The 13,638-nt window shown below is 41.5% G+C and carries 18 protein-coding genes; all 18 read right to left on the bottom strand.

Annotation, left to right across the window (positions count from 1 at the left end):
- Nucleotides 1-325: 325 nt before the first annotated feature.
- The gene (locus tag PR709_RS00890; protein WP_004920987.1) at nt 326-943 is read right to left on the bottom strand and encodes a tail fiber assembly protein; all 618 of its coding nucleotides are present in this window, start codon (nt 941-943) and stop codon (nt 326-328) included.
- Entirely contained in the window at nt 943-2,523 is a 1,581-nt protein-coding gene (locus tag PR709_RS00885; RefSeq protein WP_004920989.1) for a tail fiber protein, read from the bottom strand. The genes PR709_RS00890 and PR709_RS00885 overlap by 1 nt, the downstream gene beginning before the upstream one ends.
- Complete coding sequence (locus tag PR709_RS00880; RefSeq protein WP_004920991.1) at nt 2,510-3,166, bottom strand: DUF2612 domain-containing protein; 657 nt, start codon at nt 3,164-3,166, stop codon at nt 2,510-2,512. Before PR709_RS00880 ends, PR709_RS00885 begins: the two co-directional genes overlap by 14 nt.
- Nucleotides 3,159-4,283: a baseplate J/gp47 family protein gene (locus tag PR709_RS00875; RefSeq protein ID WP_004920993.1), complete on the bottom strand. Its 1,125-nt coding sequence runs from the start codon at nt 4,281-4,283 to the stop codon at nt 3,159-3,161. The genes PR709_RS00880 and PR709_RS00875 overlap by 8 nt, the downstream gene beginning before the upstream one ends.
- A complete protein-coding gene (locus PR709_RS00870) occupies nt 4,267-4,629 on the bottom strand; it encodes a hypothetical protein (RefSeq protein WP_004920995.1) in 363 nt (120 codons plus the stop codon). Before PR709_RS00870 ends, PR709_RS00875 begins: the two co-directional genes overlap by 17 nt.
- On the bottom strand, nt 4,629-5,285 hold the full coding sequence (locus PR709_RS00865) for a Gp138 family membrane-puncturing spike protein (protein WP_004920997.1): 657 nt from the start codon (nt 5,283-5,285) through the stop codon (nt 4,629-4,631). The genes PR709_RS00870 and PR709_RS00865 overlap by 1 nt, the downstream gene beginning before the upstream one ends.
- Complete coding sequence (locus tag PR709_RS00860) at nt 5,282-6,106, bottom strand: phage protein (protein WP_004921005.1); 825 nt, start codon at nt 6,104-6,106, stop codon at nt 5,282-5,284. Before PR709_RS00860 ends, PR709_RS00865 begins: the two co-directional genes overlap by 4 nt.
- The gene (locus tag PR709_RS00855) at nt 6,081-6,419 is read right to left on the bottom strand and encodes a phage baseplate plug family protein (RefSeq protein WP_004921008.1); all 339 of its coding nucleotides are present in this window, start codon (nt 6,417-6,419) and stop codon (nt 6,081-6,083) included. Before PR709_RS00855 ends, PR709_RS00860 begins: the two co-directional genes overlap by 26 nt.
- A complete protein-coding gene (locus tag PR709_RS00850; RefSeq protein ID WP_004921010.1) occupies nt 6,416-7,147 on the bottom strand; it encodes a phage baseplate protein in 732 nt (243 codons plus the stop codon). Before PR709_RS00850 ends, PR709_RS00855 begins: the two co-directional genes overlap by 4 nt.
- A gap of 82 nt (nt 7,148-7,229) precedes the next feature.
- The gene (locus tag PR709_RS00845) at nt 7,230-9,014 is read right to left on the bottom strand and encodes a hypothetical protein (RefSeq protein ID WP_004921012.1); all 1,785 of its coding nucleotides are present in this window, start codon (nt 9,012-9,014) and stop codon (nt 7,230-7,232) included.
- Nucleotides 9,015-9,158: 144 nt separating this feature from the next.
- The gene (locus tag PR709_RS00840; RefSeq protein WP_004921014.1) at nt 9,159-9,551 is read right to left on the bottom strand and encodes a phage tail assembly chaperone; all 393 of its coding nucleotides are present in this window, start codon (nt 9,549-9,551) and stop codon (nt 9,159-9,161) included.
- A complete protein-coding gene (locus PR709_RS00835) occupies nt 9,551-9,985 on the bottom strand; it encodes a phage protein (protein WP_004921015.1) in 435 nt (144 codons plus the stop codon). The genes PR709_RS00840 and PR709_RS00835 overlap by 1 nt, the downstream gene beginning before the upstream one ends.
- Nucleotides 9,986-9,994: 9 nt before the next feature.
- On the bottom strand, nt 9,995-11,506 hold the full coding sequence (locus PR709_RS00830; RefSeq protein WP_004921017.1) for a DUF3383 domain-containing protein: 1,512 nt from the start codon (nt 11,504-11,506) through the stop codon (nt 9,995-9,997).
- On the bottom strand, nt 11,503-12,003 hold the full coding sequence (locus tag PR709_RS00825; protein ID WP_004921019.1) for a phage neck terminator protein: 501 nt from the start codon (nt 12,001-12,003) through the stop codon (nt 11,503-11,505). Before PR709_RS00825 ends, PR709_RS00830 begins: the two co-directional genes overlap by 4 nt.
- Nucleotides 12,004-12,101: 98 nt before the next feature.
- Nucleotides 12,102-12,281 carry an Rz1-like lysis system protein LysC gene (lysC, locus tag PR709_RS19530; RefSeq protein ID WP_004921021.1) on the bottom strand — a complete coding sequence of 60 codons (180 nt, stop codon included), beginning with the start codon at nt 12,279-12,281 and terminating at the stop codon, nt 12,102-12,104.
- Entirely contained in the window at nt 12,253-12,564 is a 312-nt protein-coding gene (locus tag PR709_RS00820; protein WP_114143460.1) for a hypothetical protein, read from the bottom strand. Before PR709_RS00820 ends, lysC begins: the two co-directional genes overlap by 29 nt.
- A gap of 62 nt (nt 12,565-12,626) precedes the next feature.
- Nucleotides 12,627-13,022 carry a M15 family metallopeptidase gene (locus PR709_RS00815; protein WP_004921025.1) on the bottom strand — a complete coding sequence of 132 codons (396 nt, stop codon included), beginning with the start codon at nt 13,020-13,022 and terminating at the stop codon, nt 12,627-12,629.
- Nucleotides 13,022-13,363 (bottom strand): phage holin family protein, encoded by a 342-nt coding sequence (locus PR709_RS00810; RefSeq protein WP_004921026.1) that lies wholly within the window; start codon nt 13,361-13,363, stop codon nt 13,022-13,024. Before PR709_RS00810 ends, PR709_RS00815 begins: the two co-directional genes overlap by 1 nt.
- Nucleotides 13,364-13,638 lie beyond the last annotated feature (275 nt).

Here is a 13,638-nt window from a genome sequence, read left to right as displayed (position 1 = left end):
TTGAATAACTAGCAATACTCTGTTAATTGGTAATCACTGGAAAATGATACGCGTAATACTAGTATGGTGGACATATAAAAATATTTAGTGTGTATTTGATAAAAAGTCCAGTTTATTCTTGTTTAAAGGGCTTATCAGTGGCTTTCACTACCATGTCATTACACTCCGCATAAATAAAAAATAATTTATCGGAATGCCTATATTAGGAATAAAGCTGCTTCTCTCAATGTGACTAAAAGGACATAATAAGGCTTTTTATGAAATAGAATAGCCGATGCATTTTAAAATAGCCGCTTTTCATAAAGCGGCTATGGATAAGTAAAAATTACGGTTTTTCCGGCCACTCAATATTAGGTGCTAAAGAAGTATCAACACGATTTAGTAAAACGCGGTATTTTTTCCACGCTTGCAGCGCTGCGGCTTCTTCATCGGTTGCCAGTCCTGTATCGATGGAGTCTTGCAGATAAGTCAGCATATTATTTGCTTCATCCAGTCGTTGTGATTTCTCCTGTTCAGCCTGCGCGATTAATGCGGCTTTTTGGGCTTCTGTGTCAGTGACCCATTTTTTACCGTTCCATGCATCGAATTCCGTTTTTGGCTCTAAAAGTGTGAGTGTTTCAGGTAAATCGCCGATAAAATCGACTTCAATCGGTTGGCGGGTTTCTGTGCTGTAAGCCGTTTTCCCTCGGTTATCTGTCACAATTTCCCATTTTGAACCATCTTCACTACGCACAACAGCAAAACCTGTTTTGGTTGGTAGTTCAGGTGCATCGGTATAAGCTCCCGCGGACACGCTGACATCAAAGTAAATATATTCCATATTTGCATTGAGATATTCACGAGTGGTCGGGTCTGCAATATACGTTTTAATCCAACCGGCTTTTGTTGCTAAACCATTTTGACCGATTTCTGCTTGTTCAATTTCTAAATTGTAGTTTTTCATTATGCTGCTCTCACGATATATAAAAATGCAATGTTACGGGGGCGAGTTTCATTTGCCATAATTCCTGTAGAATTTGGATTACTGCCTTGGAACTCTGAACCATCATTTGTATAAAATAAGTAGTTATCACGATCGGTACTAGCTGAACCTACGTATCCGTTTTTAACAGTCTTACCAAATATTGCATTCGCATTACTTGCTTCCCCCCATCCTGAAATATGTTTGTGATGTTCTGTGGCACAACGCTGGAATGATAAAACTACTCGCCCATTATCAATATTCCGACCAGCATCAAGACCTCGGATAAATTCACCACGTAGATCAGGTAATTTTCCAGATGGGTAGGCTTTAGTAAGCAAAGGGTAAGTCGTTTTATTAAATGCCTGACCATTGCAGATTAAATATCCGCTAGGGGCCGTGGCCTGAGGCCAAGGAATAGGAGCACCGACAGGACAATCACTTAATTCAGATGAACCGGAAACTTTTAAATTTCCATTGTGGTCTTTTGTTGTATTGCCCGTCGAGTATAGTACTGAAGGTGGTGAAAACACATTTGCTGATAAGATTCTAAACGACAAGTTTTTATTCCCTGTTGTCCTGCCAATTTGAAACCCATAATTTCCGTCTCGGACATTAATAATATGTGCCGAACCGTTATTTCCCCACGGATTACCAGCATTACCAGGGATTGCGTAAAAACCACAACCCAGCGTTGTTGCTGTGTTATTTTCAATAGATTGAGGCAAGCTAACTCCAACGCCATAATCACCCACAAGCATTGCCGTACCTGAACGCTTGGGAATTGTTACAACTGAAACGTTTTTGGCATCCTTATCTCGATAAATGATATTGAGCGCCCCAAAAGAGGAGTCTTCGAGCGTTTCAATCACAACTCTTTCCATTGAGTTTTTTCTCAACTCTACACCGACATATTCAGATGACTTAGTTAGCTTTAAATCCCCTATAGCCGCAGGATAATTTGTATTCAACTTCCCATCTAGCCCACTCTTCAGCGCCGTATTTGTCGCATAGTCTCCCGCTGGGGCATAATTCCCCTTTGGTTGATACTTAGTATCAGACTCTGATTTTGAGTAGCTGTAGCCTGACGGGAGGTAATTACCTTTAGGTTGGAATCGAGTATCCGATTCAACTTTAGTGTAGCTTTCCCCTTTTAGTGCATAATTACCTTTAAGTTGAAATTTAGTGTCCGTATCTGTTTTAGTGTAATAATTACCCAACCCCAAAAACACACCCAGCGTAGACCATGCAGCTTGCGATTTATCCGGTTGTTCCCCTTTCGTTTCTTTATTGGAAACATAGATAACCCCATTCCACTGAACGATGGCCGTTTTTGGGTAAGATAGCGCCGCATCCCACTCCGCGACACCACGCTGCGTCAAGTACATCAACCACTCATCAACACGCTTACCTATGGCGTTAAACCATTCCAATGGCGGCTTGCCAGCAGTTCTGTCTAAAGTAATCCCCCACCCACGCAATACATCTGGGAATGTTTCAATTTCCCCCGTTTTCGCATCTTGCGCGAATATTTTTAAGTCTGGCTTTTTAATGACTGACATTCATTAACCTCGTGAATTTTCCATCGTTAAAACCAAATGCCGATTGATCCCCCACCCAACCAAATGGGTGTGCATCGGTAATAACGAGATATTGATAATTAACCCCTATAGGCCTCGATAAAATATCGAGATCTTTGATGGCATGGATCCGAAACGGTGTTAAATAATTGGCAGGGATAACCACATTCATCGACATATCATAATTGTCGATAATAAAGGCTTGCTCCCCCAATAAGTGACGTAAGGAATAGGTAATATTGGCGATATCGGGTTTTTGGTAATTTTTAATGATCTTGGCTTTGATAAAAAAGCGGTAATCATCATCACCCAATACCGATGATCCTTTGAGTGAATCACCATAACGATAAAAGGCCCCAATATTGAAGCCTAGCGCGCCTTCAATCCCCCGAAAGCCAAAATAGTCTTTCGGCACCAATGACTTCATGACCCGATGAAGACCGACATGTTTGCCGATTAAATCGAGTCCATACCCCGTAGCAGTGTCGATATTTAAAATGGTCGATAACGTAATGACCGATTCAAAGAGTTGCTTTGTTTCAGAAAGCAAAAGCCCGACGGTTTGTCGGGCTTTAGGTTTTCCTCGGTACTGCCAAATCAAAAAGTCTTCGCGTGGTTTACTCAATCAGCACCTCCACATCTTCTGGCCTGATTTGTGCGCATTGGCGAACCCCTATTGAAACAGCATCGCGCCCATTTACGGTAATTGATTTAATGTAAAAGCCTTGTACTGCATTTACTTGGCAAGTTAAACGCATCGCATAAACCGATTCACCAATATCAAATTCAGTGGCGGCTAACGCGGCTTTAATGGCATCGGTATCGATATCATGGAAGCCTCCCACTCGTTCAAGTAGTAATTTGACTTTAACATTCACCAAAGCGGCGCGATCAAAATAGACGGTTCGCGGTGCGCCAGCATACGTTTGTGTATTACTGATACGCCCAAATACCCCACACCCGCCCACTTTCTTACTTAAAATCGTTCGCCCAATATCATTATCATGGCCACCAATAACAACGGCATTTAATGTGTGCGGTGGAATGCCTTTTTCATCCGTTTGATTGGTGTAGTTTTCGTAGACCTTAGCTTGTTTTACATCCGGTAAATCAAGCAGAGCGCCTTCTAGTCCTTGATAATCATCATGATTATTGATGGCATGCGAACGCATAAAACGTAATAACAAATTGCCATCCGTTTCCTCAAAAGCGCCCTCTTTTGCCGCTTTTGTGGTTGTGATGCTATCAACCCCAATGGTCACCGTGTCCATGGTTAAGGGGCGATTTGCTGGCAACGAAAAAGCGCCAAGCTCCTGACTTCGTAGATCCACTCTTGCGGAGCCGTTACTCCCTAACGTGACATCCGCCAATGTGACCCACTTGGTGCGATTATCATCAGACAATAAGCTTCCTTTATGTACGGTAACGCCCTGTTTACCTGTGATCACCACCTCATTGAGATAACTGTAATCGGCCCCTCGGCGAACAATGCCGGCATACATTGCGCGTTGTTCTAGCCATGATCCAATGGCCTTATAGGGGTCAAGCATCTGCGCTATCAGGGCAATTGCTTGATTAATATTATCTATCTCTTGAGAAAATAGGCCGATCATTTGGCCGTCAGGGCTATCCGCATCCAGATTAATGTCATCCCCATAGATACGTTTAAACCCTTCCGTTAAGCGTTGGTGAACGTCAGTCAGCTTATCAATCACTATGCCCGTTTCAGTAATTTGGAGCATCTGTCATTACCTCTTTTTTATGGCCGTAAATATCAATATAAGTGACTGATATCGCCATCAACCTTGTATCAGGATTGAGTTGAATATCAAATTCGGTAATTTGCTCAACCCCTTGCGTATTTAATACACTCGCTTTTATTTCAGCCTCCATCGCTATCAAATTAGGGTTTTTGCGTAAATAATCGAACCATTTAATGCCATGTTCGCGATTAAGAAACCAATCCTGTTTCAATGACAATAGGCGAGTTAGCACCGATTGTGCGATAGCTTCCGAGCGAATGTTGTAATCTGCTCTCCCTCGCCCAAAACACCAATCATGGTTATCATCAAGCCGACGTACTTTCATTAGTTAGGACCTCCTGTATTGCCTCCTCCCGTTTGCACTCCGCTGTGCGTGTGGGTATCGCCAATATTTTTGCCATTATGTTTAAGTGTGCCGCCGGATGATTCACTATTACCATTCACTGAATGGTTACCTTTAATCAACGCATTACCTGTTAACTGATAATTACCTTGGTGTTCAATATCGCCTTTAATCATGATCTTTCCCGACTGCATACGAATAAACGTTGAGCCATCATCCGTTTGTAGCGATAGTGAATCACTCGAATAATTAGGAATTTTATTGGGTTGACTACTGCCTTGAGGTAAAAAGAAGGCATCGGATAGGTCATGAAAACGGTGATCAAGCGGTTGCGACTGTTTACCGGAAACATACCAGCCGTCAATGCAACGCTCGGCAAAAATCACCAGCCCCTCATCCCCCTCACGTACAGGCACTGTGACACAGAAACCACCTCCCCGATAAAATCCAACCGGAACATCGACTAACGGCGGCAACGCAATCACTTTTCCCTCTTTAGTGACATGGCTGATCATTAATTCAACCGTCGCACTATGCCCATTGCAAGACAGTAATTTACCGGGCAACGCAGTATGAATATCGTAGCGCTGGTTCTGAGCGTATTGATTCATCACATCAAGAAGTGTTGGCTGTTTCATTGTTTCACCTTATCAAACGTACCATCAACACAAACGAGCCTGCTATACCAATCCCTCTCCATAAAATCGCCCGTATGACTTAGCTGCGTAATTTTATAGTCACCATTAAATTCAGATGTAATGGATTGAAGCCGAATGAGGGCACCAATTTTTAATGTAGGATGACATAAACAGGTTATCGTCAAGCCATCTTCACTTTTTTCGGGTTTACCAATTAGCCCCGTTTCTTGCGATAAAACAAAACTTTCGTTATCCGTTATCACCTTTTGTTTTGGCAATAACATGAGTTGCCCATCCTGAATAGACCAATCTGACTGGTTATTTTTCGCGATTTTATGCAGTAATTCCCTTGCATCACCAAACATCACTTTTGCACGCGGAAGTTGACGATCATTTGGCAACTCTATAACGCCAATATCAATATCCATCGCCTGCGCATTTTCTGTTAAAATATCACGATCGCGATTACCCGAAGATAATGTTTTATTAACTAACGTACAGGTATAAGCCTTAAATCCATCGCCACAAATTAATTCACAAATAATATCTTCCGCACTTTCAGTTACCTTAACCTCAATAATATCCCCTGCATAAATTAGTTGCAGCTCTTCATAACCAACCGAAAGTGCTGCCCGATTAAATACCTTGCTGGTTAATAAGTTTCGATGTGACGCATTAAGGTTGTAAATACGGATAACAGCAGGGTTAGGCTCTGGTGTTAATGTTTTTTTGATATCAAACGTGACGCGTAATTGTGTTATTTCGAAAGATTCATCATCATTACCAATAACAAGCTTAAGTTGTCTGCCTAATTGTTTCATACCAAAATCCTTTATCAACAATATAGAGCAAAAGCCTTTCACCTAATTCACTTTGTGATATTGAATTAATACCAAAACGTGATTTATCACTTAACGTCAAAATAAAGGGGAGATTTTTCTCTATTAATGAAGGAGCATTAACAGCTAATCCCTGCATTTGTGTAATAACTTTATTCTCATTGGTGTCGAATAAATCAAACTGCCAATTTTTTGAAATTTTGTTGTAGTACAAAGTTAGCTTTAAGGCCTTACCAAATAAGGTAAATAATTGCTCTTGGATCGGCTCGTGAGATACGGGTATTTCATAAATCATGAACGTCCCCCTAATGTTTCACGGAAAGTATGGGCAGATTTGGCCTCAGGCTGAGTTCTTCCCATATTACTTTTTTGAGGTTGTTGTTTTAAATCAGGGTGTAATCCTTTTGCCGTCTGACTCTCGACAATAAACACTTCCTCTAAATTTAAACTAAATTCAACCGCCCCAGGCTTATCCTGTGTCGCGCCAATACTGGTTAACATCATATTCTTGTACAAACGAAGTCCTGTTTGTACATCAATCGGCTCCCCCATTTTTTGTATTGCCAATAATGATTCATAAGCACGACCAGCACGATCTAATGTCTGCGAACTATCAGCAAAAGGTTTCAATACATCCGGATACCAAGGTGCAATCACCTTCTGCACTTTATTGGCTAACACCCGTCCTATCGTTATATATTGCCCCAGCATCGCTTCCGCTTGCCGTATTGATGACGATATTTCTAACGGCAGAGGGTATTCCCCCATAGCCTCGGTATCGAACCCTAAAAAATCATTAAAATATTTCGCAGGTTCATAGCCCACTACCGTTCCCGTAATACTCAGTGATTTCGGCTCAAGAAATGCGTGATCAGCAATATCAGCCCCCGATTCAACGGGGTTTTTTGTGATCCTTAATGCAGAGGTATGAGTCTCGCGGATCGTACAATCAAGTTCAAACTGACCAATCGTTCTTGTAATAACAGACGCTCGACCAGTAAATATTCCGCTTGTAATATCCATAATCTATTGCCTAAATAAAAAAGGCCACATTAAGTGACCTTATCAGTTGAATTGAACCCAACTCATTCTTTAAAACGGCGGGTTAATCAGCATTCGCACTCTTTAAGGAATGGTATGCAATCTCATTAACATATTGATTGATCCCCTCTACCGCCAATACACCCGCTTGTCGGCTATCCATGGTATGAATATCTTGTTTCACATTAACATCCCCTTGGTTAACAACAATGCTCTTATGATTGCTAGTTGTGACATTAGATAAATTGGGATCAGCTAGGTTTTGCTTAATTAAGCCGCCAGCAAGATTTGAGATTTGTACTAATTTTTTTTCACTTTGATATTTATCGTCAATAATACCCAGTGCTTTTAATATTGAAATAATACCCGATGTCAACTCATCAAGCTTTTGGTTTACCCAATTAAATGCCAACTCGAAAGGCTTTTTAATTAATTCAGTCACCCCATTAAACGTATTCGCAAGATCATGAATAAACTTGCCAATATCGGTATCACTGAGATCAAAAAGATTTCTAATAAATTCCCATCCCGCTTTAAATGGTGCGGTTAAGAATTCCTGAATTGCGGCAAATGCTAAATTAAGTTTTTCCGTCCATGACGTTGAATCGTCGGTGAATATTTCATATAACGATTGTATCAAATCAAATGCTGACTGAAATGGTGCCAATAGGTAATCGATAATCGCAAAAAATACTGTACTTAAACCATCAATAAAGGTTTTTGCAACACTCAATACCCATTCAAAAGCCATTTTCGCTGCATTTTTAATGACATCCCAAGCCTGAATAACCCCTTGGATAAGCACTTGCCATAATGCTAAAAATGCCGTGGCAAAACCATGAAAGTAGTGTTCAAATCCTGCCCAAATCTCCTTCAATCCCTCGGTCATGCCCTCCCATGCTTCCCCCATCATCGCCGTATTACCACTGAATAAGCCAAAGAGTAGCTTTAAGGCATTACCTATATATTTAAAGAAGCCACGGAAAATCATCACAGCACTATCGATAGTGAGCGCCCATGCTTGAGCAATGCCATCGAAAATCAGTTTATTTTCAGCATAAAAAGTATTCCACCAAGCTAATACTGACTGTATCCATTCAATGGCTGGCGCCCAAAACTCACTAAATTGTGACTCACCACCGTCTAGATAAGCCATGAGATCCCCGAGCAGCACCATCAGTCCAGCCACCGCAGCCGCAACCCACATGACAGGGTTCGCGGCAAAGGCTATTAAAGCGGCTTTTTTAAAGGCCGCTAACACCGCTATAACGCCAATGATTGCCGCTTTCCACCCTATGGTTTTTTCGACTAAGAGATTAATGGCACGACCCGCATTCCCTATCGCTTGTATGCCTTTACTCCCCCACACGACCAGCTGAGCTAATCCCTCTGATATCAGTGTCTTATTCGCATCTAGCCATTCATTAAAGCGATTAATCACCTCCGTTAAGTTAGGGAGTAGCCCTAGTACGAGTTTCGTTTTTATTGACTCTATTGATAAGCTAGTTTTCTTCGTGACTGATTGATATTCATCAGCTTGCTGTAATTCTTTCTCAGAAATGGTAAATAACACACTTTTTTCCTGAGAGAGCTCTCTCGCCCCTGCTACCGCGCCACCAATAAAGCTAAAGAATTTATTCGACATAAAATCAATAGCCGTCACGAGACCAGAAACCACTGCTTTCAAATTATCAATCGTTAAACCCGCATTACTTAATTTCTCACCTAATTGGCCAATAACTGTTGCCGTTGAAGTCGCCGCCGCGCCGAGGGCAGTGACGACACCTTTTAGTTTAACCACTTGCTCTTCATTAAGACCGATAATGGTTAGAAGTTGTTCGATTCCCATCTTCTGCCCTCCGCTGAGACAACAAACGCTCGACATAGGCCTCATGAAAATCAAGCACATCGCCGAGCGTTGCTGTCGTTCTAAGATCATGACCGGTATATTTGCCTTCCATAATGGGCAGCATTTTTAACCAATCTACATCTGTTATGCCGTTAGATTGACCAAACTGGGCATATTTACCTTGGATGCGACTCCATCGGGCAAAAAATCAGCAAAATGAAAGACTAGGCCATTAACAATAAGTGGATAATAATGGGAACGATAAGTATTAAAATGGGTATTAAACACATCCACTTTATCAAGCTGAATAACATTGCCATCGGCATCTTTTGCTATCACCCATTTTAAGATGAATTTTTCGATACCTTGCATTTCTGTGGAGCCAATATTGGCAAGTACGCCCCCCACATCGATATCAACCTGTTCACCATTCATTGCAATGCAACCTTTTAGCATCCCCAATAGCTTCATGGCATGGGTTTTCGCTTCGATAAAGTTGCTATGACGATGCTCATAAGTGATGTTATCTTTTTCCATCAGTTAAAGGCTCCTTTACCCAATTTAGTGATCACACGTTCAAATTGGATCACCCATGACTGCGCATTATGGCCAGCCCCACGTGTTTGCGTCGGCGGTGTTGTGAAAAAGCCAACATGCCCCACAATCTCATCACCGTTCCACGTATCCTTGATATACAATTCAAGCGGCGCGGGAGCAGATTGGCTGCTGAGCATTTGATTACGTAGATTCGATAAAAAATGATTATCTGCAGAGTGTTGCAGTAACTTCAGTGTTAATATTCCCGACTGGTTACCACTAAAAACATAAACCCCACGCCCATTAGCGCCGAACGTCCAAGCACCATCATCGCCTACAGGAGCAATTGATAGCGCATCTGCAGATTCATCAAAGGCTGTGATTTCATAACCATTGATACTAACCATAAGACTTTTGTGATTATAAACAGACATAGTGACCTCTTAGCGGTTGAATTGAATTAATAAATCTGCTGAATGACCCGCACCCGCGAGCTTAATTGCACACATAATCGGCATCATTTTGCGTGCTTCTCGATCCGCTTGTGACTGAACATCAAAGCTATCCGAATAAAAATAGAAACCTTCATCTAAGCGGTCACCAAAAGTCACCTCGCCAATATCACTGCCACGCCAGATCCCCCCTGCTAAGAAGCCATTGCGTTTAAATTCGTTGCCAATGACAATCAAGGAGCCAATTAGCATCGCTTGGCCTTTATCGGTTTGAGGAATTTTTGTAGGGCTTGCTTGTAAGGTCGTGAAGGCTTGTTTTTGGCACGCATCGATAAACGCATCCAGCCCCATCACTTCATCAATAAATGTGCCGCCGAGCATCGTGCCTTCAGCTAACATATTGATACCGTCATAATCGGTATAAAAATTGATCCCCAAACGACGGCATTTTTGTGCCGCATCTTGAGTCACGCGATCGTCAGAGCGTACCGACGTTTGTTGCTTAAATTTGACAGTTTTTGCGGTGTTCTGTCCTTGCCAAACCGTTGAAACAGCAATCGCCAACAACTCAGCACCGGCATGGTTATCTCCCGTTTTGTTGAATTGCACCATCAACCGACCACTGTTTTTATCAAACAGCTTTTTCAGTATGTTACTGTTGTTCCACTCAATCTGCTCATCACGCGTCGCGGTATAGGCCATAACTTTTAAGTCAGCCGCGGTCACCCATGCATGAGCATCATCAAGCTGTTCATCGGTGAGAGAGTCTGCGAAATAGACGCCATACCAGTTTTGATAGACATTTTGTAGTTTATGCAAGGCTTCGGAAGGTAGTTCTGCATTAACAGTTTGTGCGGCGGCTCCCACCGTTAGCGTAGCTTGGCCTTCTTCCAATTTGAGTAAATTACCCACATAAGTACCGCTAGTGGATGGCTTCACATAACCGAAACGCGTTTTTGCATCTACTCCTGCCGTTTTCGATTGAATGATCATGCGCTTACCGATGGCATCCCACACCGCTTGTACGTTGGCATCACTAGGTAGCTTTTGATTAATAACTTTTGCAATGTCTGAAAAATCAATAGCTTTACTAAAGTCGAGGGCCGACAGTAAAATATCAGAGCCCGCAAGGTTCAAAGTCATTGCACCATCAGTAATCGCCTTTAATACATTCAGTCCAACAGAAATCGTTGAGCCTTTTAGCGCATTCGCGGTTGCGGCAATTGTCTGTTTCTCTTTCGCAAAACGCGCGATCATCGCACGCTTCAATTTAGGACGTGCAGAAAACAGTGCTTGTGCTGCTTTATAGGTTGACGATTTTGTACCAAATAAATTAGCAACATCTTGTTCATTAGAAACAAATACATAACGCGAAGATGCATCAACAAACGCATTGCCCATTTCAGACGTAAAAATTGCAATCATACTTAGATCACGACGTTGTACGGCTGCCGCTTGGGGTAAAATTTGTGCATTAATGATCTCTTTAATAGATAAACTCATAATGGTTCCTTTAGCGTGGTTATAACGACCGATTCACCATAAGTCAGTGATGATTCGATACGATGAATATGTGATAGTGTTAAATTGAGCTGTGCTCTTTGTTGCTTTCCTTCAGGCTCCTCCTCGGGGAAATATTGAATTTCTGATCCGTGAACTAATCCCGCCCCCATGGCTTTAAGTTGTTGCAAAGCAAGGTATGTGTGCATTTGCGCGGCTAAATCTTCAATCAATAAGAATGCCTGCTTACCTTGTGCGGTAATCGAAACCGTGGTTTCCCGTGTCATCGTCACCACTTCTCTACTGTTTTCTGCTTCGAATTTAACTTCCGTACCGATAGAATGAGATACCAATGGCGTGACAGTGATAAAGTCATCCCATTTCGATACATCGGTATAAACACTGCCATCAAGAACGCGTTCTTCCGGTAGTCGTGTGAGCAGCACGATAATTTGGCGCAATTTATCTAGGTTGAGCCGTGAAAGCATTGTTGTTTCCATGTGAATTCCCAATAATTAGGCATAGACAATCTTCCGCGCTATCGGTGATAGTCGGTTGTTTTATCTGCTATTCAATTAGTTAAAGATGTAATAAACACTTACTTGAAAAAGAGGGCGTGGCGTTGTTGTTCAATCACTCTGATGGCTTGCTTATCTAAATTACATTGTTCGATAATAGTTAATAATGTCTCATTCAGTAGAAGCGAATCACCCCAAGTTAATTCGAGAGGAATAATCGGGGGTAAACAATCATCGAGTAAATAATCTGGGATCGCCATTTGCGGCTGTGGAACGTATTCTTTCTGAATGTTTGTGCAACTGGACAGTAGCATCACTAGGCACACGATGAGTGGCACAAATAGTGTCAGAAAGCCTCTTTTTAATAACTTCTTTGGTTTGTTCAGAACTAAGATCCACCTCATTTCGTTGGTTAAGATGATTTTTGGTAATTTTATTGAGTTGTGCTGAAAATTTTAAATACCCATTAAATAAAGCCTGTTGCGCTGCCATTTGATGATTCAGTGACATATATTGGCGATTTAACTTGTCATAATCACGCATTACCCACCACAACCAAAAAGCTAGGACCAGGCTGGTTGCCGTAAATACCTTGGTTAGCGATGTCATAGAGGGTAAGCGCGGTATGACAATTGAAAATGTGGTCCGTCTTTAAAATTAACCCAGTCACCTCCCCATTCAATTTCCACGTTTAATTCCGCCGCGGCCTTTTTCATTGCTCGAGCAACCAGCTCGAACTTAGACCAATCATTCCATGGAATTTGACGGTGAATTAATGGAGCGCAGTCGACAGCATGCCCTGTTAGGTGCCGACTATTCATCGTTTGACTTTGTCCATTAGCCACTAATTGCCGTTGGCGAGCTTCATTGCGTTTTCCTTCAATAACCATGAAATCAACACGGCTCAATTTGATCGCTCGGCGCACCACTTTGACTAAATCAGGATGCACACCCCGTAAGTTTTGTTCACTACGCTGGCTAAGAAAAAATTGATTCATCATTAAACTCCAAATCGATTTTTAATAAATTGGATGATCATCTCAAAGATGCCATAGAGTTTTTTTGTTCCTAAAAAACCGATCACAACACCACAAAATTCGGCTAATAAGCTCCAAGACTCGGTATTGCCATTTTGTGCTAACCACCATTCAATAAACCGGATTGTGCCCACACTCAGCAAACCACACATCAACGCTTCCAATAAAGATTGTTTCCAAAGCATCCCTTCGCGTCGTTCACGAATATAGGCAATCGTTGTTGCAATAAAAAATCCGCCAATAAGCGGAAGATAATATTGTAGCCAACGCAAAATTGGCTCCCACCATTCATATTTGTCAGGCATAAATCTATTCACTTTATATAAGTGTTCTAATAAAAGCTTCTTTTACCATGATAACTTTATTGAACCATACTGAATAATTAATAGGCATTATTTTAAATAAAAGGCATATAACAAAGAGATAAAGTTTTCATTCAGTAAAATACTCTTTTCATAAACATAGTTTCATTAATCAGTAAAAAATATTATTCCTATTCATTAAGGATTCATTCATAATTGACCTGATTAAAAACGCTCAGTATTAACAGATTAATTCCTTTTTTGCGCGCGCACAAATT

The sequence above is a fragment of the Providencia sp. PROV267 genome, assembly GCF_028477825.1.
GTDB lineage: Bacteria > Pseudomonadota > Gammaproteobacteria > Enterobacterales > Enterobacteriaceae > Providencia > Providencia stuartii.
This window is presented reverse-complemented; position numbering and strand designations above follow the sequence as displayed.